This is a genomic window from Micromonospora sp. S-DT3-3-22 (genome assembly GCF_015354745.1).
Taxonomy (GTDB): domain Bacteria; phylum Actinomycetota; class Actinomycetes; order Mycobacteriales; family Micromonosporaceae; genus Micromonospora; species Micromonospora wenchangensis.
This window is the reverse complement of record NZ_JACGMO010000005.1, coordinates 85,845-110,002: the sequence shown is the minus strand read 5'-3', so window position 1 is coordinate 110,002 and position 24,158 is coordinate 85,845. Positions and strand designations below refer to the sequence as shown.

Below are 24,158 nucleotides of genomic sequence, written 5' to 3'. Positions count from 1 at the left end.
GGAGGAGGACACCCAGATGAGCGCCGCCACAGCGATCACCAAGATGCCCTACGACTTCTCTCCTGCCCGGATGCGCTGCGTGGAACTCGCCGGACGGCTCTTCGGCGAGGCCCTTGCCGACGCCCACCCCGACACCTGATCACCCCACCGTCGGCAAGATCGCCGCTGTCCTGATCAGCTGTCACCGCGCCCGAGGTGCCCGTTTGGAGAGCACCATGGGCAGTCCTTGTCACGGCGTGGCATCTGGCCTGTGCGTTCGCGCCGTCTGGGCAGGTGGATCGTGGAGGTGGTGTCGTCGGGGTCGTGGTGCATGCCGGTGACGGCGAGCATGAAGTGGTTGATGGCCTCGGTGGCGACGAGGCCGTTGAGGGCGATGACGCTGGGTGCTGGAACGCTTGCGACGTAGCGGGCGGCAGCCCGTACGTGTTCGGGTTGCATGTCGATCGCGAGTTCGGTCGGGTCGATGAGGCCGTTGCACCACATGCAGCCGCTTCCGGGGACCACGAACCGGTTGACGGCGTGGATCTGGCCGACGATGTCGTCGTCGTTCACGGGGATCTTGACGCCGATCTGCGTCGTGGGGATCAGGTACTTGTTGGCGGCGGCGTTGACCCAGTACCGGGCGGAGTGGCTGTCCGCGGCGAGGAAGATCCAGTCACAGAAGTTCAACGACTGTCTCGCCGTGCTGGTCTCAACTCGTTCCGCCATCACCGTCAGGCCGATATCCGGGTTCGCCCGACGGGCGTTCCGGACCGCGGGGAGGGTCTTCGACCGGCCGACGTCGTCGCGTTCGGCGGCGAGCAGCCGGGGCAGGTTCGTCTCGTCGACGATGTCGTCGTCGATCAGGACAAGGCCGCCGACGCCGAGGCGGGCGAGGAATTCGACGAGTATGCTGCCGACTCCGCCGAGGCCGACCACGGCAACCCGCAGGCGGCTGAGGGACTCCTGGCCGAGCTGACCGAAGAGCCTCGCCTGCCGATCGTGCAGAAGCTCGGCCCTGCCGGCGCGGGCGGGGCGAGGCCGCAGGCGAATGAGGTTGCCGCTCGGGATGACGACCTCCGCGAGGTCGACGCGGGACCCGTCGGGCAACCACAGGTCACCTGCGGCGGCCTGGGCGGTGAGGACCAGTCCACCGACGACCTGTCCGGTGATTTGCCGCAGTGCCGGGTAGCCCCGCTCGTGGCTGGCTAGGTCGATCCGGGAGAAGCCGACCGTCGCACCGCCGAGGTGGTTATGAATGGCGAGGTAGGCGAGTCCCTTTTCCCGTGCCCGGACTGCGGCGTCGCGTACGAAGGACGGTGCGAGGGCCCGGTACCCGGTCTCACCGGGCACATAGTCGACCCTGTCGTTGGCGAGGATCAGCTCGCGGGCGAGCAGCCGGGGCCCGCGGGGGCCTTCGGCGCGGCCTGCGAGGATGACCGCGCCGTGTTCGTCCCTGTCGCCCCGGAACAGGTGTTTGGACAGGTCGGCCCACAGCCGAGCCGGCATGGTGAGGCTCCAGCCGTCCGCCGGCGGGTTCACTGGGTGACGAGCCATGTGATCACCTTCTCGGCCTTGAGCGCGGCGTTGTCGATCCCGGCCTGCCACCCGTTGGAGCGGCGTGACAACTGCATGGCTGGCCTGTTCTGCCAGTCGACCTGTTGGATGGCCGGCCCGTGAGGCTGCCCGTCGGTGCGGGTCAGCCGTCCGGTGTAGTGGGGGTACACGTCCGCGCAGGGATAGGCGGCGCTGATCTGGAAGCCCAGCCATGTGGTCGACGGGATGTAGCCCGGGCCGATCTCGATGTCGTTGACGGTCACGAAGGCGCCGCCGGCGCCGTCCGGGGTGACCTCGACCGGCTTGCCGGCGAAGTGTTCCCGGACGGCGTCGACCGCGGTGGTGACCGCTGCGGTCGGCTCGGTCACGAGTTGTCGTCCGGCGCGACCGCGAGGAACTCCTGGTGAGGGTGGACCGTGATGGTGTCGTCGTCGCCGATGACCTCGTAGCGGTTGCCCCGCTTCACCGAGAGCTGGAAGTTGGGCTGGATGTGGACGCCCTGCGCGACGGCGGCCTGCTTGATGTCCCGGCCGGTGACCCGGCGCTCGGGCAACTCGACCTGCTGGTTGTTGACCGAGACCCTGATGGTCCGGGGCGGGCGCTGGCTCTCGCCGACGTTCTCGGTGGCGCTGGTCGTCATATTGATCTCCTCGGATCATTGCTGCTGCTGGAGCGCAGCGGGTACGGTAGGTGTCCTACTGGTAGGACACCGTTCGACTTGTCGAACGAGATCAACGCTACCACGCGAGTGTTCGACATGTCGAACGGTGGTAGAAAGGTGGTTCGCGCAACCTGCGAGGAGATGCCCCGCCCATGGCCCAGACCAGGATCAACGTGCCGGCGCTGTACACAGCCCTCGACGCCGCGCGCAGAAGCAAGAACCTCTCCTGGCGACAACTCGCCGGCGAGGTGGGATGTAGCCCTTCCACGATGACCCGCCTTGCCAACGGCTACCGGCCGGACGCCGACGCCTTCATGACCCTCACCCAGTGGCTGAAGATGCCAGCGGAGACCTTCTGGATCTCCGACATGGAGGACGACCAGGACGAGGAGCCCGAACTCCTCGCCGAGGTCGGCGTTCTCCTGCGCGCTCGCAAAGATCTCGGCGAGGAGGAGAAGCAACACCTACAGAACGTGCTCGAAGCGGCCATGAAGCTGCACGCCACCCAACGCGCGGCTCGGAACCGGTGACACGTGGGCAAGAGGCTCCCCAAGGCTGAGATCCAGCGTCGAGCAATCGACATCCGAAAGACCGACCTCGGTCTCACCGAACACGATCGGCTCTGCCCCTACGAACTCGCCCACGCGCACGGCGTCGCCGTGCACCCCTTGGACAGCCTCGCGGAGATGGGATGCCCTGAGAAATCGGTGACCTTCTACGCCTCCGAACGTCCGGAGGCATGGTCCGCCGCGCTGGTACCTGCGGGAACGGGCCAGTTCATCGTGGAGAACACCTCACACCTGCCCCGCCGCCGCAGATTCAACGTTGCCCACGAGATGGCCCACGTGCTCCTTGAACACGAGTTCGACCGGGTCATGTTCAGCGCCGAGGGCCGCCGCGGATGCGCCAATCCCACCAGCAAAGATCAGGAGTGGGAAGCGCAGGAACTTGGAGCCGAACTGCTTCTGCCTCTGCCCGCCGCCTACAAGGCAGCCAGGGAGCGCAGGACCGACGAGCAAGTCGCCGACCTCTTCGACGTCAGCCTTCTGGTGGCCAGGTGGCGCATGAACGGAACGGGGGCGCGGATCGTTGCCCAACGCGCAGCCGCGAAGCGGGCCAAGTCCGGAAAGTCTTGGTAGCCCAACTTCATCCATCACCTCACTGCTCCGCTGGGCGAGACGTCGGCATCCGATGGCCTGGTTGGGTGGCGGCAGCGGGGGACGAGTCCTGCGAGTTCAGGGCGAAGAACCTTTACGGCTGGTCCTGGGTCGACCCCATCACCGCACTGGTCATCGCCGCCGTGGCGGTCAAGGAAGGCCGGAGGCGTGGCGTAGTGATGCCTGCTGCGCGGTCCTGCTGACCGTCCCGCTCCCTGACACCCACACCCGCGCCGGTACCGTCGCAGATGGACACGGTGCCGGCGAGGATGACGCGTGCGGATGCCGACCGGGCTGCTCCTGCTGCTCGTCGAATGCGGCATGACCGCACTTGCTATCGGGTTCATGCCGTCCGCGGTGCCCGCCGCGTTCGATGCCGAGTTGACCACGGCCGCGCCGCAACGACCCAGCGACCGTGTGGCAGGCGGCCGAACGCGTGCTCATCCCGTCCCAGCAGTAGCCGTAGCCGTAGCCGCACACCGTGGTCCACGCCGCCATGCTGCGCCGCGCCCTGCGCGAACGCGACCGCGTCGAGGGGGTCGAGCAGGTCATCCATCTCGCCATGACCGGACCCGGAGCCGCGTTGGGCCGCCTGCCCGCCGGCGACACCGGCCGCGTCCGCGTACCGCTGGCACAACCCATGCCGATCCCCGCCGACCTGGCCGCGGTGCTCGCCAACGCGCCCGGAACAGCGGCCGACGCCCCTGGTGAGCCAGTAGCCCCGCCGGTCAAGCGCGATCCACCCCTCGTTCTGCCTGCCTTACGGCGGTGGTACTGCGACGATGCAGGACGTGGGATCCACGAACATGATGAAACACCGTCGCGCTCGTCCGCATGGGCCACGACCCTCGCACCCGCGACTACGTGACCCGCCGCACCCGCGAAGGACGCACCAAACGCGAGATCATGCGCAGCCTCAAGCGCTACATCAGCCGGCAACTCTTCCGGACCCTGAACAGCGCCCGCCAAGCCTGCGGGTGCCGATAACCTCATCCGCGCTGGTCAAGCGGCATGCTCGTATTCGTGGAGGATGCCGCCAAGTCGATCATGTCGGCGGATGCGGAGACGCGCGAGGTCAGCCTGTTCGGTCATTGGGTCGGGTAGTGCTCGCAGGGGCCGGGCGTTGGCGATGCCTCGGTGCGGGCGGTGCTGATTGTGGTGGTGTTCGTACTCGCGTAGGGCGTACAGCAGATGCGCCTGATTCCAGATCAACATCCGGTCGAGCAGTTCGTGGCGGCAGGATTGGATCCACCGTTCCATGATCGAGTTCATGCGAGGCATCCGTACCCCGGTGAGCATGACCTCGATGCCGGCGCCTGCGAGGATCGTGTCGAACAGGGCCGGGTACTTGCCGTCACGGTCGCGGATCAGGTACTTGACCTGGCAGCCGGTGTCCTCGAGGTCCATGAACAGGTTCCGAGCCGTCTGGGTGACCCAGGCGGCGTTCGGATGGGGCGTGGCGCCGAGGATCCGGACCCTTCGGGTGGCGTGTTCGATCACCGCGAGGACGTAGAGGCGGGCGCCGGTCAGCGTCACGGTCTCGAAGAAGTCCGCAGCGATCAGGCCTTGGGCTTGGGAGCGCAGGAACGTCGCCCAGGTGCTGTTCGTGCGTTCGGGTGCCGGGTCGACGCCGACGTCGTGGAGAATCTCCCACACGGTGGACGCGGCGACCTTCACCCCGAGGACGAGCAGTTCGCCGTGGATACGCCGGTAGCCCCAGCCGCTGTTCTCTCGGGCCAGGCGCAGCACCAACGTCCGGATCGACCGAACCGTTCGCGGCCGACCGGCCCGGCGGGGCTGGGACTGTCGGGCGTGCCGGCGGGCGATCAGTTCGCGGTTCCAGTGGAGCACGGTCTCCGGGCGTACCAGCAGCCGCAGCTGGTGCAAAAGCGTTCGTGGTAGCGGGTGCAGCAGGGCCGCCAGCCAGGCCCGGTCGGCCGGGTTGAACCGGACCCCGCCGCCACCGAGTTGCCGTTCGAGGACCATGATCTGGTGACGCAAGGCGAGGATCTCGGCGTCCTTGTCGCGGTCGCTCATCGGCAACAGCCGCAGCAACGCGAGGGCGTTGGTCACACCGAGATAGGCCAGTCGCAGCAACACAACCGATCATCCTCGCGGAACACTCTGCATCGAGCCTCACCGAGGTCCGGTCGCCGAAACCAGTCCGGTTCTCCGCCTGCCCACGTTGGCAGTGGGACGGCTGTGAACAGGGTGGATGAGGTTCTCGGCACCCGCACTGCCAGGGCGGGTAGGGCGCGGGGGATGTCCCGCCATGGTGATCTGGTCCGGACCCGCCACCGGATCCCGTCGATGATCACTCTCATGGTCCATCTGCGCGGCCGAGCATGACCCCGTTCCCGCAGGCAGCGACGGCTCGAGTACCGCCCACTGCACGTCGGTCAGGTCATGTCGCCTCGCTGCCGCTACGCTCGGCACGAGGTCTCCGGTGTGAAGTTCTGCTTGGTCGCTGAACCAACTACCGGAGACCTCTCCCATGAGCGACCACCGCCACGCCGCCAACCCCTACGAAACACGGCCTAGGCGGGCGCTGTCCTACCGGATCCCGACTGCCACCGAAGGCCGTGCGGCATTGTAACGCGTGGCGCTCGACTTCCCCACGATTCGATAGATCCCAGCCAATGGGTTGGCGGCCCAAACCCCCGTTTGTAGCGTCGGGTAGTCATCGGAACACCTTCCGCTCACTATGGAGGTTGTGCGTGGCGGCTATCGAGCCCGCGTTGCTGGACAAGTCCACGACCATCAAGATGCTTCACGACGCCTGCGAGCTGGAACACATGCTCTGCGTGCAGTACCTGTACGCGGCGGCGACCCTGGCCCAGGGCGGTGATCCCGGGATCACCGCGGTCCGGGCGGCCCTGACCGAGCAGTGGAGCCAGCAGCTCACCCGCATCGCGGTGCAGGAGATGTACCACCTCACCCTGGCCAACAACATCCTGATCGCCCTGGGCGCCGCGCCGTTGCTGTGGCGACCCAACTTCCCGCAGCCGGCCAGCCGGTACTCCGACATAACCCTGCCGTCCACGTTGACGCCGTTCGACCGCGACACCGTCAACCGGTTCCTGTGCTGGGAGAAGCCGGAACCGGACGGCTGGTGGGACGCCTTCTGCGCCGAGTGCGGGCGGCAGGCACACGCCCGGCTGAACATGGCGATCCCCGCAAGCCAGGAGCGGCCGTACGGCTCGATCGCCGAACTCTACGACCAGATCAAGAAGGCGATCCTCGGTCATCCGGAGTGGATCGACCGGGCGTCCGCGACCCGGCAGGTCACCAGCGCCCTCATTCCGCTGACCCCGACGCTGGAAGCGATAACCACCGCCGAGCAGGCCGCCCGGTACATCGACCTCATCGTGCTGGAGGGCGAGGGCGTGCCGGACTGGCAGTCGAACTCGCACTTCGCGTACTTCCACCAGATCGCCGACCAGTTGGACGGGCTCAACCGTGCGCAGCCGGACTTCGTCCCAGGCTGGCCGACCGTGGAGAACCCGGCCTACGACGCGACGAACACCGGCGGAACCCTGATCACCGACCCGGCGGCACGGTCGGTCGGCGTCGCCTTCAACGAGCTGTACCTGCTCTTCGTGGACATGCTGACCCGGCTGTTCACGCCGGACGGCGAGAGCGCCGCACAGCGGCGGGGCCTGGCGCGCGTGATCACCGCTCTGATGCCGCTGGGCATCAAGCCGCTCGCGGCGCTGCTGACCCGGCTGCCGGCCGGCGCGGACCACCCGGGCCGGTACGCCGGACCCAGCTTCGAGCTACCGCAACCCCAGCCGACCGGCCCGCCGGCCACGATCGACGCGCTGGCCGGACGACTGCTCGCGGTCGCCGGACGGTGCCGGGTGCTCGGCCTCACCGACTCCGGGATCGGCGCTGAGGCGCAGGACGCGCTGGCCACCATCGCCGCCCGGCTGGAAACGCTGGTCCCGCTCTTCGCCCCGTCGTCCGTGGAGTTGTCCGCATGAGTTATCTGGCCCGGCCCAGAATCGGGTTCTTCGGCACCGACGCGATGGTCAACCCGTCCACCGCCAACAACGAGAACATCGTCCATCTGCTGGACTACGACCGGGTCCAGGTGTTGAATCCGCCGGTGGCGGAGGGCGCGAGCCTGCCGGCGATGGACGACGCCGCGTACCGGGAATGGATGACCAGCCTGGTGGTGTACGCGGACCCGGACACGGCGGCCACGCCCAGCCCCAACTGGCAGTCCGGCATGCCGGGCTACTGGAACTACTGGGGTGACCACCTCGCCACGTTCGGCAACGCGCAGGCGACAAGCGTGTGGGTGGACGACCAGCCGGTGACCAGAGCCGCCCGGGATCCGCTGCTCAACGCGTATCTCGCGTTCAACGCCCGGATCGTCGACGTGAACCCGGCCGACAGCTACGGCACCCAGTTCGTGGCGGCCGGCTTCCGGATCATCGGCCCGGACCGCGACGGCGAGCTGACCGAACTGGTGCGGGGGGTGCCGACCACCTCGTTCACCAGGTGGCTGAACTTCTTCCGTCCCGGCGGCGCCGGCTCCTTCCAGGCCGTCATCCCGAACTCCACGCTGGTCTTCGTCGACCCGGAGCGGGCGCCGGACTCGGACGGCCTGCGTGCTCTGCGCGAGGGCGCTGCCGACGGCGGTGGTCTGCTGCTGCGCTGGTGCTTCTACGGGATGCGGACCAGCTTCGACCAGATGACCATGTACGACAAGTTCCAGCGGGGCGAGCGGGCGATGAACCCGAAGATCGGTCGGGTGGTCGGCACCGTCGGCGTGTGGAACGGCACCGACATGATCTCCGCCCCGGTCGGCCGGGCCCTGCACCAGCCCGGCCCGCCCTACTTCCCGGCCGACGGGGGCGCCCCCCGGGCGGTGACCCGGATGCGGGTCAAGACCCACGAGGACGTGGAACGCGTCGAAATCCCCGGCACCACCCTGAACGCGCTGAGCGCGTCGAGCGCGGACGCGGAGCTGGTCGGCCCGGCCATGGCGTACATCGACGAGAACCGGGTGGTGCTCGACCTGGGCACCACGTTCCCTGAGGTCGGCGGCGGCGACTTCAGCAAGATCGACTTCGACGGGGGCGTGTTCCTGGAGCTGCTCTACGAGGTCGGGGGCCAGCAGCGGCGCACGATGATCGGCGTGGTGGACTACGAGCAGGGCCCCTACGAGACGTACGGCGGAGTGGTCGAGTTCGACTTCAGTCCGCGCAGCGAGATCGGGCAGCACATCCACGACGGCGTGCTGCAACTGCGGGCCTGGGTCGACCACCGTCCCGTGCTGCTGCTGCGGGAGATCGGGACGGTCCAGGTCGCCACCGACGACCAGGCGGTGTACCTGGACATGGTGCCGGACGGCCGCGGCCAGCGGGCGAAGGGGACAGCCGCGCTGCGGCTGTTCCGCAAGGGCGAGCCGATCACCGAGCCCCTGACCCTGACCGTGCAGGTCTGGCGGGACGTGCAGACACCCGGCCGGGTGAACTCGGTGAACCCGCTGGTGCTGACCGCGACCTCACTCGGTGAGGAGAAGGTCGGCGAGTTCACCGTGCGGGTGCCGGCCGGCGGCCTGGTGGACGTGCCGATCGAGGTCGACGCACCAGCCTGCTACAAGCTGCGGTACCTGCCGCCGGACACCCACGCCGACCCGGACAACCCGGCCTGGGCGGTGGAGTACTTCTCCACGGTCCGGGCACTGCCGTACGACGACTACAGCGACATACCGGACGACCAGCTCACCTTCGACCTGGTGTACCGGGAGGTGTTCAGCTACTACGCGCTGCTCTACCCGATCATGGGGACGATCATTCCGTGGGGGCCGGCCAGCACTCCCCACGATCCGAACCGGGTAACCCACTTCGCGGGACTGATGCTGGACGTGATCGACGAGAGCCGTCGGGGCACCGCCCTGGAGATGCCGATCACCCGGGAGTTGTCCGCGGGTAAACGTGCCCTGGTGCGACGCTGGTGCCGTAAGGAGCTGAAGATCTGACCTGAGGGCCGCCACGCCGTCGGTTCCGTCACCGCCGACGTGACAGTTCCAGACGACCCGCCACCGGTTTCCGGCCTGGTGGCGGGTTGGCCCGATGGCCCGATGGCGAGAGAGCCCAGTGGACCGCCGACGGACACCGTCGACGATGGCTTGCCTCCACCGAATCCTTACGGCGCCCACCAGTCCGCTGACGGGCTGGGCGGCGGGGAGACCTTCGGCGGGGACCAGGGCCGGACACGAGACAGGGACCTCACCTGCCCGGCAGACCACACCGGGCAAGCTGCAGTCGATCATGCTTTCGCCCAACGCAACAGACCCCAAGCTTGGGCCGGCGCAGATGTCGGGTTGGCCGCGTGTCGTCGTCGTGGGCCGCGCCAACATCGACATCACTGTGCGGGTTCCCGGGCCGCCGGTTCCTGCCCGCACGACGTTCGCGTCGTCGCCGGGCGACGACCACCGCTGGCGGTAAGAGCCTCAACCAGGCTGTGGCCGCCAGCCGGGCGGGCGCGCACACCAGTCTGATCGGCAACGTCGGCGACGACCACTGGGGTGCCTTCCTGTACCGGGCCCTGACTGACGCGGCCGTTGACGTGTCCTGCTTCCACCTCGTGCCGTCGGCGTCGACCGGAGTCGCGCTCATCGAGGTCGACCCTGACGGTGAGAACCGCATCATCCTCGCGCTGGCCCCGGAAACCGAACTCACCGGCGAGCAGGTACGCAGCCGACTCGCAGGGTTGCACACCTCGGTCGTGGTGACCCAACTCGATCTGCGACCCGACGCCGTCGCCGCCGTCTTCCGACACCACCGCGCGCGGACGCTCATCGGCAACCTGGTGCCGCATCCCACGCTTGGGCCGGCTGCATTGGCTCCGCTGGACCTGTTCGTTGCCAACGAGGCCGAGGCAGCGGCGATACTCGGCCGCCACCACGACGACCCCACTGTCGCCGCGTGGGAGCTCCGCGAACTGGGCCCCAGAGCGGTCGTGGTGACCGCCGGCCCGCGCGGCGCCGCCTACAGCGACGCCCACGACACGGCGCTCGTGCCCGCACCACACGTCAACGCGATCAACACCAGCGGAGCAGGCGACCCATTCCTCGGCACCCTCGCCACACGCCTCGCCCACCAGATCCCACTCTCCGACGCGGTCACCGACGGGGTGGCCGCCGCGACGACCCTCGTGAGCAGCAGCATGCCGCAATAGCACCACTCCGACAGGAAGGACACAGTCGTGACCACCGTCGTAGCCGCCGAACCCGTCCATGTCGACGCGATCGCCGCACTTCTCGAAGAGTTGCACACCTTCTACGGCGAGACCGAGGTCGAGCCCCGTGACGTGCAGATCCGTCAGATCAACGAAGCACTCTTCGGCGATCCGCCCTTGGCCCACGCCGTGCTCGTCGGTACGCGCAGGCACAGCATCGATACGGACGTCAGCAAAGCTCAACGCCGGGACCACGCGCTACGTGGCGGGCAACTCGTCGTGGACCCAGGTCACGCTGGTGGGTCGTTGGCCTGAGGTGACGTACTCGATGACGGCGTTGCGGGCGGTTGCGGTGCTTACCCGGGCAAGGCCGGCGGGGATGTCGCGTAGGCCGGCGTCGGGCGACTCGTACACGGTGATCGGCCTGTCGGCATCGAGGTCGGTGGCGTGGCTGCCGTCGGGGAGCCACCGCAGTGCGGCCCGGTTGGCGTCCGCGTCGATGTCGATGCGCAACACCGGTCCGTCGGCGGTGCCGACGGTGAGTGTCTGTCCGCACTCACCGTGGGGCATGATCGCCGTGACCTGTTCGTCGAAGCGGCGTCCCGCCTCGTCCGGGCTTGCCAGGTCGTAGGGGTGCCCGTGGTAGTCGCGTAGCAGCGGGGTCATCGGCTGATCCTCTCTCCGGTGCCGGTGTAGACACGGTGCCACCAGGTGGTGCCGCCGTCGCGGGTGACCCACACGCGTAGGCGGCTTCCCGCGGGCAGGATGGCCGGCAGGATCTTGTCACACGTCCAGGGGTAGGCCTGGTCTCGGTCGTTGGTGCCGCAGACGGTGTTGTCGATGGCGAGGTCCGCCGCGCCGCCGCCAGCGCGGCGCAGGTGCGCGGCGGCCTTCGACTCGACGTGGTCGTAGAAGGTGACCGGGGGTCCACGTAGCGGATCGTGAACGAGGTCGGCGGCCAGGGATCGGTCGCCTCCTCCGGACGTGACCGGCATGCTGTCGAGGAATCCTTGGGTGGGACGGGTGCTGCCCGACGGCCGAGGAGGCAGAGAGCCAGCGGTGGCACGGACGGTATCGGGTAGTGCGCCAGGATCGACCTGCCGCCAGGCGGGGTCGACTGGTGCCGGAAAGGTGTTCTGCCCACCATCAGATGCCGATCCCTGACCAGGGGGCGGGCCCGTGGAGTGGACGGGCGACACGGGCACGGGCTGGGTGGCGGACGCGTTACCGCCGCCTGCGGCCGGTGCGTCGAGCGCACCGACGTGGCGGGCTTGCGTCAGTGCGGCGTTGACGGCGTGACGCGCGGCCTCCCCACGGGTTCGAAGGACGTGGAGTAGGTCGTTCACTCTCTGCAGGCCCGCCAGCGTCGGGCCGGGCTGGCCTCCCCGCAAGGCGCCCACAACGTACTGCCGCGCTTGCCCGATCTGCGCCGTCGACGCGGCGATGCCGTTGTCGACAACCGTGAGGGCCGCAGCCACCGACGCCAGCACGGCGGTGACCTCTTGCGGGGAGGACTGCTGCGGAACCGCCGCGACCACACGCGCCGTCTCGCCGAGGACACCACCTATCGAGGTCAGCTGCGCCTGCACCTGCCCGAGAACGCCCCGCGCTGGAGTGAGCCCTGCCGCGACCGCCGTGAAGCCGGCGGCCGCGGCCCGGACGGCGATCTGCTCCACTGCGTCGTTCACCGCCCGCACGTGCTGCTCAGTACTGGCGACACCGGCGGCCATCGCCTTCAGGTCACCGATGATGCCGTCGATCAGCGACATCACCCGTCCTTACCCGCCGGCCCTCGTGCCCCACTGCTTCGAGGCTATAGATCGACATGGAGACAAGAGGGCTGCAGAGCGGTGCAGGGTTCGCCGCAGTCCTCGTTGCGGGCACGTAGAACTGCTGGGGGACGCCGGTGAGCAGCAGGTCGGCAGCGGTCACCGGACTCCTTCCGCAGACGATCGGTCACGCGTGGGAAGCCCCACCGCCGGCATACCACTGAGCTTCCAAGCCCTGTCATCGCGCTGCGGCGGTCGGTTGAAGCGGCGCGGGCAGGTGCCGCAGGTCGTTGAGGAGGTCCCGCACGGCTGGGGAGCGGGGGCCGGCGGGGGTGAGGTCGTCGTGGAGGCGACGCAGCAGTGCGACGCTGCGTGTGGAGCTGACGGCGGGCAGGCGGCGCAGGGCGATTCGGGCGGTGTCGACGGCGAGGTCGAGGTCGCCGGCGGCGTGGTGGGCGAGGCTGAGCCAGGCCCCGTGGCGTAGGGCGGAGCGTTGCGGCGGGGCTTCGGGACTGGTGTGGGCGCGGGCGTGTAGCAGCCGCTCGGCGTGGCGCAGAAGCGTGCGTCGCTGTTGGGGCAGTTGCTCGGCGAGGACGACCAGTCCGCGGCCGGTGATCGCGTCGAGTTCGACCCGGTCGATGTAGGAGGCCCAGCGGGGAAGTGGTGTGTCGGGTGGGGTGTCGAGGAGGGTAAGGGTGTCCTCGCGGGTGCGGTGGAAGCTGGTCAGGTCGCCAGCGACGGCGTGGGCGAGGCTGCTGCGGGCGGCGACCAAGGAGCGTACGGCCGGTGGGGCGGTCGCTGCGGATTCTTGGGCGGCTGCGGAGAGTTGCAGGGCGTCGAGGGCGTGGCCGCGGTCGGCGGCTTGGTTGGACATGAGGGCCAGGACGCTGGCGGCTAGGCCGGGGTCGGCGGCGGTGTGGGCGGCGCGGAGGGCGGTGAGGTACCAGCGTTGCGCGAGGCCGTCTTCGTGGGCGTCGAAGGCCATGAACCCGGCGGTTTGGGCGAGCTGCGCGAGGGCCGCGGCGAGCCGGCGGCCGGCGGCGGCGTTGTAGGAGGCGCGGCGTAGGAGCCGTGCCACGGCGGTGAACTGGTCGTGGACGAAGTCGCGGGCGGCGCCGCCCTGATGGTCGTCGAGTTGCTGCGCGTGGGCGACGAGGTTGTCGATCATGTCCAGCAGGGGTGGGCTGACTGGCCCGCCCTCGGTTGTGGTGGAGACGAGGTCCGGGGCGGGTTGATGGAGCGCGGCCCAGGCGGGGGCGGTCAGCGCGGCGCCGGTGACGGCGATGATGGTGCGACGGGTCGGCACGGGTCCTCCTACGAGGCTGAGCAGTCCGTTGCTGTCCCAGGGTAGGTCCATCGCGTGGTTCGCCGGCAGCGCTGGACGCGGACGCGGGGCGGTCACGCCCCAGACGTCTTCGAACGCCAGCTCTGTCTTGAGCTGGGAGGACAGGACCTCGACGACGAGTTCGGGGATGTCGCCGTGCGGTAGTGCGCCGTCGGAGACCCACTTGTAGGGGGTCTTGGGGTGGACTCTGCGGCTGCTGCCGCGTGCCATCAGGGCGGCGTTGATCCGTCGGGCCAGGGCCTCGGGCCGCCATTGCGCATCGCTGAGCAGGCCAGCCAGCCGCTGGTTACCGCGGGCAGCAGTGGGGTCGCCTTGCACGGTTGGAGCCCCCTTCCGCGGTGGCGTAGATGCAGCCGCGACTGACAGTAGCGGCCCTTACTGGTGGCGGAGAAGCAAGCGCACCAACCGCACCAGGTTTTGAGCGGACCGCACCGATGGCACCTCGCCGGGGTCTGCCCCCGCTGTCCGGTTCCGGCGAAGGTCGATGTGTGGGCACCGGCCGGACCTCGGCGGCTGTGCCCGCTGCCCTGCAGGTGATGCCCGCTCGCCGGGTTCACGGCCGTGAGGGAGAGCTTCCATGCCGCGTCCGCTTCTCGGTAAGCCGGTCGAGGTCGATCCTGGCCTCGCCGCTGACATCGACCTGCTGGTGCGTCCTGGCCGGATGTCGCTTCATGCCGGTGGCGGGTGCGGCCCGTCACGACGCGAGCCACTGATGGGGGAGCCGGGTCGGATCAGCAAAGCCATCGTCGGCAGTCCGGTGGTGCTGGATGAGGTCACCCGCTGGGCGAGCGAGAGCGCCGCTGGCCGGCTTCCGCTGCTGCTGAGCGTCAATCAGGAGGGCGGCCGGTTGAACGCGCTGGACTGGCCGGGCGTGGCCCAGTTGCCCGGGAATCTGGCGCTCGGGGCAGCGGGGAGCGAGGACCTGGCCGAGATGGCCGGTGCGGCGATCGGCGGGCAGCTGCGGGCGGTGGGGATGGCCTGGAACCTGGCGCCGGTGTGCGACACAACGGCCTGGCCGGCACCTGCCGCGGTGGGTACCCGTTCCTTCGGCTCGGACCCCGAGCGGGTTGCGCTGCTGGCGGCGGCGTTCGTGCGCGGCTCGCAGGCCGCGGGCGTCGCGGCGACCGCCAAGCACTTCCCTGGGCTGGGTGGGATCCGCGTGGACCCGCACCACGCCGCGCCGGTGCTCGACCGGCTTGGCCCCGGTGCGTTGCTTCCATTCCAGGCCGCGATCGACGCGCAGGTCGCGTGCGTGATGGTCGGCAGTCAGACCGTGCTCGCGCTCGACGACCGGCCGGCGTTGGCATCTCCGCGCGTGCTCGACCTGCTGCGCGACGAGTTGGGTTTCGGCGGTGTGGTGGTCAGCGAGAACCTGTCTATCCCCGCGGTACACGAGCCGCTGGGCGGCGTGGCCCAGGCGGCGATCGCCGCCGTAGTGGCCGGCGTGGACGTCGTGATGCTGGACTCGGAAGTCTCTCGGGGACGAAGCCCCGTGGCGCACCAGGCGACGGCACAGCAGCGCCGCGCGGAGGTGGTGCGGGCGCTGACGGCCGCAGTCGAGCACGGCGTGATCGACCGTCAACGCATCGGCGAGGCCGTCGCCCGCGTACGAGCGCTGCACCAGTGGTACGGCCTGACGCCCGGCGCGCACCGACCGCAGTGGCCGCAGGCGAACGCCTCAGCCCTACAGGTGGCGAACCGAATCGCGGACCAATCGGTGGCGGTCGTACGCGGCGGCCATCTCCTTCCGCTAAACATGCCACCCGGCACGGTCCTGACCCTGGTACGAGTGCCCGACGTCGGACAGCGACGGGCCGACAGCGCTCGCCACACACCGGACTATCTACCCATCCAGCTCGCCGCGCACCACCGTGTGTTGCAGGTGCCGGCCGGCGCTCCGGTGCCGACAGCAGGCCCGGTCATCGTCTACGGCTACGACACCCGCACCACCACGGCGGACTCCAGCCGGGCCGCCGAGGAGGCCACGCGACTCGCCGCAAACGGACGGACCGTGGTTCAGGTCGCGTTCGGCGACGTCGACGACCTGGCCGGCTCGTCCGCGCCGGTGCTGATCGCCGCCTTCAGTCCGCACCGGGCCAGCATCGCGGCGGTGGACCGGATCCTGCTCGGCGACGGACGCGCCCATGGGGCCGTACCGGTGGGCGGGGCGTCGTGGTGACCCCAATTCCCGCCCGGCAGCTCGCCAGCTACCTGCGATGCCTGTACGAGGCGGCGGGAATGACCCGCGTCGGGGCGAGGGTGATGGCCGATGCCCAGGTTGAGGCTGACCTGCGCGGCATCTGCGGCCACGGCAGCCGCTTGGCCCCCACCTACCTGAACAAGCTGCGCACCGGCCGCTTGAACCCGCGTCCGCTCATCCGGGCCGTCCGTGACGAGGACGCGATCCGGGTCGTGGACGCCGACCTGGCTCCGGGGCCGTTGGCTGCCCAGATGGCGGCCGCCGCGGCGATGTTGCGCGCCCGCCGCTGGGGGATCGCCGCCGTGACCGTTCGTCGGGCCGGTCATGTCGGCGCGCTCGGCATTCCCGCCGCGAAGATCGCCCGACGTGGGCTGGTGGGTGTGGTCGCCGCCCAGGCATCGGCGCGCAGCGTCGCCCTGCACGGTGGCACCAGCACGCCGGTATTGGGCAGTAGCGCGCTGGCGGTCGCCGTGCCTGGGCCGGACCGGCAGCGCCCCGTGCTGGTGGACCTGGCCGCCGCCGCGATGTCCTGGGGCCGTCTGCACCAGCTCGCCCGCACCGGCCAGGCCCTTCCCGACGGTGCGGCCCTCGACGCGAACGGCCGGGCAACCCATGATCCGATCCGCGCCACCGTTCTGTTGCCTGCCGGCGAGCGCGGCCAGGCCCTTGCGATCGTCCTGGAGCTGCTGGTGGGCGCGCTGACCGGCAGCGTCCCTGTGCCGGCAGGAGATGACGGACGGGGCCTGCTGGTCGTGGCCATTGACCCTCGCCGTCTCGGCACCGCCTATGCACTAACAACCGGCGTTGCCGCGCTCGCCGACGCGGTGCGTCAGCAGGGTGCCCGAATGCCCGGTGACCGTGTCTGGTCCCACCGCGACCGGACCCTCCACGACGGCGTCCGCCTCAACGCCGGCGACCTCTCCGCCCTCATCGACGCCGGTCGCCGCCTAAATGTCCCCGCACCCCACGGATGGGCACGACCGGCACCAGAGCACCCGAAGGAGTAGATGTGATCCCGACCAGCCCACCGATCCTCGGCAGCCCGAAAGCCCTCTACCGCGGCGCGACGCGATCTGCCGTCGCCCGCGACCTGCAGGCCGTTCTCGACCTCACCGACCCCTACCGGGTCGTGGACGCGGCACGCCAACTCGCCGACGGACCCCTGAAGCGTGCCTTGACCGACGTCCACGTGGATCGACTGCTGCACGAACCGACTGGCCGCCGTGTCCCGCTGCAGGAACTTCCCGCCCGCACCATCGCCGCGCTGACCCGCACCCATCACCTCGACGCGGCCCAGAGCGACGCCCTGGGATTCGCGCTGCGCTGCACCTTCGCGTGGCCGGGCGTCGTCGGCACCCCGGACGCCCCGTACGCGCTCAAGGCGCAACTGCCAGCCGGATTCACGCCGATCGCCACCGTCGAGCAGATTGCCGCGAGCCAGGCCACCGCCGGCCCCGACGGGTTGAACACCAGTTACATGATTTCGCAGATGAAGGGCGGCATGTCCGCCGACTTCGGCATCGGCTGTCCTCTGATGTGCGCCTACTGCTACCGGCGCGAAGGTGACACCGTCGACGGCTACCTCGGCGCCTGGGAACCCACCGGCTTCCTCGAACCCGAGGACGTCGTCGCGCGGCTGCTGTCGCACCCCTGGTTCACCCCGCACCACACACCCATCGGCCTGCACATGTCCACCTCCGAGGCGTTCCTGCCGAAGCTGTGGCCTCGGACCTGGCATGCGCTTCAGCTGCTCGACGACCTCGGCCTGACCAACCGCGTCTCGTGCATCACCAAGTACACCCTGTCCGACGAGCAGATCGACTGCCTGGAATCCCTCGTCCACGTCGACCTTGACGTCAACGTCTGCTACGCCGCCATGCCCGAGTCGATCGAACCGCCCCACCGAGAGCGCCGACTACGCTTCCTGCGCCGCATCCTGCAATCGGAAAAGATCAACGTACTGGCGTACTACCGGCCGATCGCCGAAGGGCTCAACACCACCGACGCCCACCTGCGGCACGTCTGGCAGGCCTTCCGAGACGCCGGCGCCCGGACCGTCGTCCTCGGCGGGCTGAAGTTCGCCGACGACCACATCCAATCCTTCATGTCCTACGGCCTGCCCCTGCCCACGGGCTCGTTCACGCCGGGCAAGAAGCTGCTCACCGCCGACACCGAGTCGCGAATCATGGCCGCGTTCGACGAGGTGTACGCCGACGTCCCCACCCACCAGCGGCCCGCGGTCCTGAAACGCTCCTCGTGCGGGCGCACCGTGGAGCGCGGCAGCCACCTCCCCGACTACAACGGCCACTACGACCAGCCCACCACCAACTGTCGCCTGCGTTGCCCCACCGCCCAGCACCAGATGTGCGCGGCAGCGCAGCCACCGGACGAGGAAACCGTGCGGCACCTGCTGGAACGCATCGGCAAGCACGACGCACGCGTGGACATCACTGCCACCACGACCGTCGTGCACGCACCGCTGAGCCCGTTCGAACGCACGTTCCTGCGCCAGAACCTGCTCTTCCCCGTGCACACCGCCCAGCAGACCGCCGAACTCGTCGCCGCGAGGATTACCCGATGACCGCCGCCGCCCGCGTCTTCCTCCCCCTGGCCGACTCGCCGCTGCTGAACAACGACCACGACGCCGACGCCGAACTCGCGATACGACTGGCCGCAACCGCCGACCCGGACCCGGCCACCATACGGGCGCTACTGTCGATCACCGCGGCGTCGGCTGCCGGCCGGATCACCCGGACGCTCGACGACCGCACGGACCTACCACTGGCCGCGCTCGCGCTGCTGGTCGCCCACCGCCCCGAGGCCAAGCGGGCGACCAGGGCCCTGCGAGACAGGCTCTTCTTCCCCGACGATGCCACACCCGGGATGTGTCACACCTTCGCCCGCACCATCGCAGCGCTCGCCCACCGTCCCGAAACCATCGACGACGCCTACCTGGCCAGCGAACGATTCCGACAGTCAGCCAGGACAGCGAATCCCGCGGTACTCGGTGAACTGCTGGCCCTGCTGCTACACGCCGACATCTTGGCCGACCCCGCAGAGACCGCGCTGCACGCCCTGCTCACCGCCCGCGCCGACCACGCCCCGGTCGACCTGGCCGGCGCCGCCGCCCTCCAACGCGCCCACCGCCGTCGGGTACGCGCCGGACTGCTCACCCGGCGAGAGCAGACGATTAACGACCTCGCCCACCACACCTGCGGGCTGACCCTGGCCGCCGAGCGATGGTTCGACGCGCTCACCGCCGCCGCCGACACCCCAGCCCAGGCCGGCCAAGCCCTCACCCTGGCCGAGACCGCCGCCGCTCATCTCTCCTCAGACGACGACCCGGACTGCGCATCGCTCTCCGCCCGCCGCCACTGGCAGCAGGTCACTGCCACCGCCCACGCCGCCCGCGCTCACCCTCCCGTCTGGGAGCAAGCGTGGCGGGCCGCCGAGGCCACCGACGACGGCGCACGCTGGGACGACACCCAGCGCTCCCTCGTGGCCGGCTACGACCTGCTCCGCGAGCACGTCCGCACCGCCTGGGCAAACGCCGACGCCCCGCCCACCCCCGACCAGTGCTGGGCCGCCGACCCGGCCGGGCGCGCCCTGCTGCACCTGGTCGCCGACCACCTCACCGGCCACCAGACACACAGCCCTCTTCCCCACTACGACGACCGGCTCCTCATCGCCTTCGTGCACGGCCTCGCCAAGAACCGCCGCGACCACCTCCCGGCAGACCTTCACCTGCGCGGCCTGATCGCCGCCATCAAGGCGGCCCGCTCCAAAGCCGCCGTCCTTTCCCGGCACGACCGCATCGACCTCGGCATCGTTGTACCGATGCGCGACGAAACCCACCGCCTCAACCCAGAGCACGGCGACGACGCGCTCACCGTCAAGATCGCCCAACTGACCTGGCTGCTGCAGGCGTGCCCCGACGCCCGCGCCGATCTCCTCCTGGTCGACGAAAGCACCGACCTCGCCGCCCGCCCCACCGGGGTCGAGCACCCGCAGATCCGCGTGACCATCACGGCCCGACCCGATGACGCCAGCGCCAAAGGCGGCGCGGTGCTGTGGGGACTTGCCCAACTCCTCGGCACCGGCTCCAGCGTCCTCGCCTACACCGACCTCGACCTCACCTATCCCCTGGAACAGCTCGGTCTGCACGTCGCCGCCCTCGACGAACCCGGCGTCGGCGCCGTCATCGGCTCCCGCCGCCGCCCCGACTCCCACGGCTACTATCCGCCCACCGGCCCTGTTCCCACCGCCCTGCTCTACCAGCGAACCGTGCGCGAACTTCTCCAGCTCGACGTCGGCGATCCCCAGGCCGGCTTCAAAGCCTTCCCGGCCGCCGCTCTGCGCACCGCACTACCCCTCGTCACCGACCACAGCCTCGCCTTCGACACCGACCTCCTCACCGCCATCGCGCGCAGCGGACACACACTGGCCGAAGTCGGCGTCGCCGCCCTCCACCACTACGTCGAGGACCACCGCAGTACCCCGCGCGACTACGACGCCATGCTCGCCGCGGTCCATCGGCAGGCCCTGCGCCACGGTTTCGACTCCGGCACACGCCGGACACCGACCTGGGACCGCATCCGACACGCCGGCTCCCTGGCCGCAGCCGCCGCCGAGCCCGCTGTCAAGCCCACCTCACCCACCTCGCGTTGACACAGGCAGCGGATCGCCGGCACTGAAAAGCCGGCGATCCGCTGCCGTCGTACGCTTTCACCAACTGCCCCAAATCCGGTCGGCGCGATGCGTAAACTGCACGGGTCCGCCCGGCTCACTCGAAGCGCTCCACAAGCGAGTGGTCGCCCTCGAAGGCGTGGTCGCCGCACTTTGACAGCCGGGCAACCAACCGAAAGGTGCGCGCGTGAGGGCCGTCATCGCTGTCGCCGGAATGGGCAGCAGGTTCTTCCCCATCGGCAAGACGATCAACAAGTGCATGCTGCCGATCCTCAACCAGCCGGTAGTGGCCTACGCCGTCGCCGACTGCGTCGCCGCCGGAGCACGCGACATCGCCATCGTCACCGCCCCAGGCGAGCCCGGCCGCCAAGTACGCCATTACTTCAGCGAAGACCGCGACCTCAAGGACTACTTCACCGCACGCGGCTGGCAGGACAAATACGCCGCGGTCGCCGACCTGCACACCCAGGCCACCTTCACGTTCCTCGAACAACCCCGCGACGACCGCTACGGCACCGCACTGCCCGCCATCGTCGCCGCAGACTTCATCGCCGGCGACGACTTCCTCCTGGTCGCCGGCGACGACCTACTCCTCCGCAGCGACGGCGGATCGGACCTGGCCGACCTCAGCGCCGCCCGGACCGCCGCCGCAGTGCCGGCCGCGCTCGCCGCCGCCACGGTGCCCGGCACCGAGGCCCACCGCTACGGCATCCTGCACCCACGCGCAGTCGCCAGCCACCAACTGCTCGACGAACTGCTCGAAAAGCCGGACAACTACGGCGAGCCGACCGCCTACATCAACATCAGCCGCACCCTGCTACCAGCCCACGCGCTGGCCTACTTCCAGAAGCTGACCCCAGCGCCCAACGGCGAATACCAGGCCACCGACGCCGTGATCGCCTTCGCACGCGACCACGACGTGCTGATCCACCCCGTCACAGGCGAGTACCACGACTGCGGCAACCCCGCCGGCTGGCTCGCAGCCAACAACGCTGCGGCCCAGAGCAGTGCCCTTGCAGGTTAGAGGTAGGCGCTCGGGCTGCACTTGTGGAGCCGCAGCCGATGGGCTGGCCGCCCTGCGTCGCGGTCGGCCAGTGAGCCCGTCAGATCGGGGTGCCCGTAGCTGGGGTCAGATACCCACGTCTCAGGATCCCGTCCCGGCGCAGTCCTGCCTCGATGTCCCGCGGGGGTAGCGGGCCACACCCGCGTCGTTGAGGACCTGCATCACCGTCGGACGTGGCTGCACGTCGTTGACCGCTGCCTGGAGCACGCCGTCCACGTGATGCCCGGCGGCCGGCACGTGGGTCGCGGTGCCGGCATGGAAGGGCAACACCTGCCGTACTCGTCGCACCTGACGAGCCGGGCCGTGTCGAAGGTTCGTGTCGAGGGTGTTCGACACGCGTCGACCAGCCTCTACTTGTCCCTGGCATCGAGATTCGGCGGCTGGCCGGCCACCACCGACGGTAGGCGTCAGTGGCGTCGGGAGGCATTCCGGGTGCGGCGGCAGCCATCGAGGTGAGACCGCAGCGGGCGCGTCCAGGCCGCATCGAGATCTGGGGACAGGTGCCGTTGAAGAAGGAAAGCGGTGGTCATGGGCTCGGATCACGCATCTGCCAGGGAAGAGACCATCCGGCACCGTGGGCTGCTCACCTGCCTGGAGGGGATTAACGGGGCTGGCAAGACAACCGCTGTCGGTCAGGTCGTCGAGGAACTGGGCGGCCGTACCGCCCTAGGGCTGCGCTGATGGCCCGGCCGCCGATTCCTCATGTCGCTATGCGTCCGCTCTGGCGGTGTCGCAACTGTGGTGCCGAGTGGCCTTGCCAGCCGGCTCGGCTGGCGCTGCTGGCGGAGTACCGGCATGACCGGACCGCGTTGCTGCTGTTTCTCGGGGCGTTGATGACCGAGGCGAGCGGTCAGCTTCACCAGCTCCATCCGGACCGCAGGCTCGATCTGACGGAGCGGTTCATGTCCTGGGCCAGGGGCCGCTGATGGGGGCCATGCCAGGGGTGAGAGGACCCCCTGCCTCAGCCGTGCCGCGAGTCACCTGCGCTTCATGACCGCTTCACCAGAGAACAGGCATGCGGAACCCCCAGCTCCGTACGCGGCGTTGATCAGCGCCGCTGAGTGCACCAGGTGTAAGGAGAGAAGTCGTGACTGTCACCGCACACGAACCGACCACGACCGCGAGCACGGCCGCCCTGGACCCTCGGACCCTCGTCACGGCCGAGGTGTTCGGGAAGTTGGTCGACTACTTCGCTGCCGACCGGCACGTCACCCGTGTGTACGCGGAGCGGGCCGTGGAGCAGTTCCTGGTCTTCCTCAAGGCGCACGCCGACACCGTGGGCAACGAGGATTTCGGGATGTTGCTGCCCGACGGGTCGGTCGGCCGTGTCGTGCCGACCCTCCCGGTCGACGCCGTGTGGCATTCCGTGTTGCAGCACACCGTGCCCTACGCCGCGGCCTGCGAGCAGATCGCCGGGAGCTTCGTCCACCACATCCCCATCCTGACCGAGGGGATGATGGACGGCACCGCCGTCACGTTCACCCTCGCGGCGCTGCACGCCACCGGGTACCGGGTCGACATGGAGTTCTGGCACGGTGAAGCCGAGTCGTGCTGCCCGCCCGGGGAACCGGACTTCACCGGCAAGTAACAACGAGAGGTGACCATGCGCAGCGACTGGGCCGCCCTACCCGAGCGAGTCGGGATGGCGGTTGCCGATCGAGTCGGCGGCATCGTCGGTGTGTACCCGGCTCCGTGTGGTGATCACGCGGAGATCGCGTCGACCGTCATCGGTTCCACCGGCACCGTCTTCGTCAAGGCCGCCTCGTCGGGCCCGGGCGTCCGGTCACTGCGCTACGAACTGGCGGTAACCAAGGCCATCGACAGGTACCCGCCCGCTGTTTTCTGGGACTTCGAGTCCGACGGCTGGTTGGTGGTGGGGGCCGAGCACCTGGACGGCTCCCACCCCGACCTGTCGCCCGGAAGTCCTGATCTCGACACGCTCGCCGAGACCCTCGAAGGGCTTCAAGAGACCGCCGCGCCGGACATGCGGCTGTTCGGCCCGGCCGGGCGGCTCAGCTTCGCCCATCCGGCGATGGACGGCGATGCGCTCGTGCACTCCGACCTCAACCCGGCCAACCTGATCCTGACACCGCAGGGACTGCGGATCGTCGATTGGGCGTACGCGACCAAGGCGGCACCGTGGGTCGAGCTGGCGTTGCTCACTCAGTGGCTGATCGGCAACGGCCACACCCCGGCCCAGGCGGAAGACTGGCTCAGCCAGTTCCCCACCTGGTCCGGGACTGACCCCGAGGTTCTGGACGACTTCGCAGCGAGGAACGCCGCGAAGTGGGCCAACAAGTCACGGCAGAGCACAGAGAGTTGGGTGCACGACCTAGCGCTCTGGACCTACGAATGGGCGGCCTACCGGGCGTAAGGTGCCGGCCGCGCGAATGGAGGGCACCTCCTGTCATGGGCATTACATTCTTGGTATCTGCAGGTCAGGATGGTGATGAGTTCGGGTGAGCAGCGGATGGCTTGGCGGGTGGCGCTACGTGCACGCCTGGGTGTCGAACACCCTCGACACGAAGTCTCGACAGCCGCTCCGGT

General features: G+C 69.5%; 24 protein-coding genes and 1 pseudogene. 17 read left to right on the top strand and 8 right to left on the bottom strand.

Going from position 1 to position 24,158, the window contains the following annotated elements; all coding sequences use genetic code 11:
* Positions 1-174: 174 nt before the first annotated feature.
* From H1A17_RS02715 to H1A17_RS02705, 3 genes are read right to left on the bottom strand one after another with little or no spacing between them, the layout of a single operon-like run.
* A complete protein-coding gene (locus tag H1A17_RS02715) occupies positions 175-1,587 on the bottom strand; it encodes a ThiF family adenylyltransferase (RefSeq protein WP_309236681.1) in 1,413 nt (470 codons plus the stop codon).
* Positions 1,518-1,904 (bottom strand): hypothetical protein, encoded by a 387-nt coding sequence (locus tag H1A17_RS02710; protein ID WP_194820973.1) that lies wholly within the window; start codon positions 1,902-1,904, stop codon positions 1,518-1,520. Before H1A17_RS02710 ends, H1A17_RS02715 begins: the two co-directional genes overlap by 70 nt.
* Complete coding sequence (locus tag H1A17_RS02705) at positions 1,901-2,176, bottom strand: multiubiquitin domain-containing protein (protein ID WP_194820972.1); 276 nt, start codon at positions 2,174-2,176, stop codon at positions 1,901-1,903. Before H1A17_RS02705 ends, H1A17_RS02710 begins: the two co-directional genes overlap by 4 nt.
* Positions 2,177-2,349: 173 nt before the next feature.
* Here H1A17_RS02705 and H1A17_RS02700 point away from each other — a divergent pair, with 173 nt between their 5' ends.
* The 5 genes and pseudogenes from H1A17_RS02700 to H1A17_RS02685 all read left to right on the top strand — a co-directional run bounded on the left by H1A17_RS02700 (position 2,350) and on the right by H1A17_RS02685 (position 4,341).
* Positions 2,350-2,727 (top strand): helix-turn-helix transcriptional regulator, encoded by a 378-nt coding sequence (locus H1A17_RS02700; RefSeq protein WP_194820971.1) that lies wholly within the window; start codon positions 2,350-2,352, stop codon positions 2,725-2,727.
* Positions 2,728-2,730: 3 nt separating this feature from the next.
* The gene (locus tag H1A17_RS02695; RefSeq protein ID WP_194820970.1) at positions 2,731-3,336 is read left to right on the top strand and encodes an ImmA/IrrE family metallo-endopeptidase; all 606 of its coding nucleotides are present in this window, start codon (positions 2,731-2,733) and stop codon (positions 3,334-3,336) included.
* A 107-nt stretch (positions 3,337-3,443) separates the two neighbouring features.
* Positions 3,444-3,679, top strand: a pseudogene (locus H1A17_RS34165) (hypothetical protein); the annotation flags it as partial.
* A gap of 156 nt (positions 3,680-3,835) precedes the next feature.
* Positions 3,836-4,222 (top strand): DUF3703 domain-containing protein, encoded by a 387-nt coding sequence (locus H1A17_RS35785; RefSeq protein WP_375372783.1) that lies wholly within the window; start codon positions 3,836-3,838, stop codon positions 4,220-4,222.
* On the top strand, positions 4,189-4,341 hold the full coding sequence (locus H1A17_RS02685; RefSeq protein WP_228542787.1) for a hypothetical protein: 153 nt from the start codon (positions 4,189-4,191) through the stop codon (positions 4,339-4,341). Before H1A17_RS35785 ends, H1A17_RS02685 begins: the two co-directional genes overlap by 34 nt.
* Before the next feature lie 15 nt (positions 4,342-4,356).
* Here the strand turns inward: H1A17_RS02685 and H1A17_RS02680 are convergent, their stop codons facing one another.
* Positions 4,357-5,454 (bottom strand): integrase core domain-containing protein, encoded by a 1,098-nt coding sequence (locus H1A17_RS02680; protein ID WP_194820969.1) that lies wholly within the window; start codon positions 5,452-5,454, stop codon positions 4,357-4,359.
* Positions 5,424-5,678: a hypothetical protein gene (locus tag H1A17_RS35780; RefSeq protein WP_372445962.1), complete on the bottom strand. Its 255-nt coding sequence runs from the start codon at positions 5,676-5,678 to the stop codon at positions 5,424-5,426. The genes H1A17_RS02680 and H1A17_RS35780 overlap by 31 nt, the downstream gene beginning before the upstream one ends.
* Before the next feature lie 393 nt (positions 5,679-6,071).
* Here H1A17_RS35780 and H1A17_RS02675 point away from each other — a divergent pair, with 393 nt between their 5' ends.
* The 4 genes from H1A17_RS02675 to H1A17_RS34160 all read left to right on the top strand — a co-directional run bounded on the left by H1A17_RS02675 (position 6,072) and on the right by H1A17_RS34160 (position 10,863).
* Positions 6,072-7,337 (top strand): ferritin-like domain-containing protein, encoded by a 1,266-nt coding sequence (locus H1A17_RS02675; protein ID WP_194820968.1) that lies wholly within the window; start codon positions 6,072-6,074, stop codon positions 7,335-7,337.
* Positions 7,334-9,346 (top strand): hypothetical protein, encoded by a 2,013-nt coding sequence (locus H1A17_RS02670; protein WP_194820967.1) that lies wholly within the window; start codon positions 7,334-7,336, stop codon positions 9,344-9,346. The genes H1A17_RS02675 and H1A17_RS02670 overlap by 4 nt, the downstream gene beginning before the upstream one ends.
* 485 nt (positions 9,347-9,831) lie before the next feature.
* Entirely contained in the window at positions 9,832-10,548 is a 717-nt protein-coding gene (locus tag H1A17_RS02665) for a PfkB family carbohydrate kinase (RefSeq protein WP_375372782.1), read from the top strand.
* A 27-nt stretch (positions 10,549-10,575) separates the two neighbouring features.
* Positions 10,576-10,863, top strand: a complete 288-nt coding sequence (locus tag H1A17_RS34160; protein WP_228542786.1) for a cytochrome P450 — start codon at positions 10,576-10,578, stop codon at positions 10,861-10,863.
* Here the strand turns inward: H1A17_RS34160 and H1A17_RS02655 are convergent.
* The 3 genes from H1A17_RS02655 to H1A17_RS02645 form a co-directional block, all read right to left on the bottom strand.
* Positions 10,807-11,214, bottom strand: a complete 408-nt coding sequence (locus H1A17_RS02655; protein WP_194820965.1) for an Imm1 family immunity protein — start codon at positions 11,212-11,214, stop codon at positions 10,807-10,809. The two genes, H1A17_RS34160 and H1A17_RS02655, sit on opposite strands and share 57 nt — an antisense overlap.
* On the bottom strand, positions 11,211-12,317 hold the full coding sequence (locus H1A17_RS02650) for a DUF6244 family protein (protein ID WP_194820964.1): 1,107 nt from the start codon (positions 12,315-12,317) through the stop codon (positions 11,211-11,213). The genes H1A17_RS02655 and H1A17_RS02650 overlap by 4 nt, the downstream gene beginning before the upstream one ends.
* Before the next feature lie 238 nt (positions 12,318-12,555).
* Positions 12,556-13,980 carry a hypothetical protein gene (locus H1A17_RS02645; protein ID WP_194820963.1) on the bottom strand — a complete coding sequence of 475 codons (1,425 nt, stop codon included), beginning with the start codon at positions 13,978-13,980 and terminating at the stop codon, positions 12,556-12,558.
* Positions 13,981-14,239: 259 nt separating this feature from the next.
* Between H1A17_RS02645 and H1A17_RS02640 the strand changes: the two genes are divergently transcribed.
* The 8 genes from H1A17_RS02640 to H1A17_RS02605 all read left to right on the top strand — a co-directional run bounded on the left by H1A17_RS02640 (position 14,240) and on the right by H1A17_RS02605 (position 23,985).
* Entirely contained in the window at positions 14,240-15,841 is a 1,602-nt protein-coding gene (locus H1A17_RS02640; protein ID WP_194820962.1) for a glycoside hydrolase family 3 N-terminal domain-containing protein, read from the top strand.
* Positions 15,838-16,869 (top strand): Ldh family oxidoreductase, encoded by a 1,032-nt coding sequence (locus H1A17_RS02635; RefSeq protein ID WP_194820961.1) that lies wholly within the window; start codon positions 15,838-15,840, stop codon positions 16,867-16,869. The genes H1A17_RS02640 and H1A17_RS02635 overlap by 4 nt, the downstream gene beginning before the upstream one ends.
* Before the next feature lie 2 nt (positions 16,870-16,871).
* Complete coding sequence (locus H1A17_RS02630; protein ID WP_194820960.1) at positions 16,872-18,443, top strand: hypothetical protein; 1,572 nt, start codon at positions 16,872-16,874, stop codon at positions 18,441-18,443.
* Positions 18,440-20,530 (top strand): hypothetical protein, encoded by a 2,091-nt coding sequence (locus H1A17_RS02625; protein WP_194820959.1) that lies wholly within the window; start codon positions 18,440-18,442, stop codon positions 20,528-20,530. Before H1A17_RS02630 ends, H1A17_RS02625 begins: the two co-directional genes overlap by 4 nt.
* A 205-nt stretch (positions 20,531-20,735) precedes the next feature.
* The gene (locus tag H1A17_RS02620) at positions 20,736-21,572 is read left to right on the top strand and encodes a sugar phosphate nucleotidyltransferase (RefSeq protein WP_194820958.1); all 837 of its coding nucleotides are present in this window, start codon (positions 20,736-20,738) and stop codon (positions 21,570-21,572) included.
* Between the two features lie 749 nt (positions 21,573-22,321).
* Positions 22,322-22,537 (top strand): flavin reductase, encoded by a 216-nt coding sequence (locus H1A17_RS02615; RefSeq protein ID WP_228542785.1) that lies wholly within the window; start codon positions 22,322-22,324, stop codon positions 22,535-22,537.
* 161 nt (positions 22,538-22,698) lie between these two features.
* The gene (locus tag H1A17_RS02610) at positions 22,699-23,199 is read left to right on the top strand and encodes a hypothetical protein (RefSeq protein WP_194820956.1); all 501 of its coding nucleotides are present in this window, start codon (positions 22,699-22,701) and stop codon (positions 23,197-23,199) included.
* A 15-nt stretch (positions 23,200-23,214) separates the two neighbouring features.
* On the top strand, positions 23,215-23,985 hold the full coding sequence (locus H1A17_RS02605; RefSeq protein ID WP_194820982.1) for a phosphotransferase: 771 nt from the start codon (positions 23,215-23,217) through the stop codon (positions 23,983-23,985).
* The last annotated feature ends 173 nt before the right edge of the window (positions 23,986-24,158 follow it).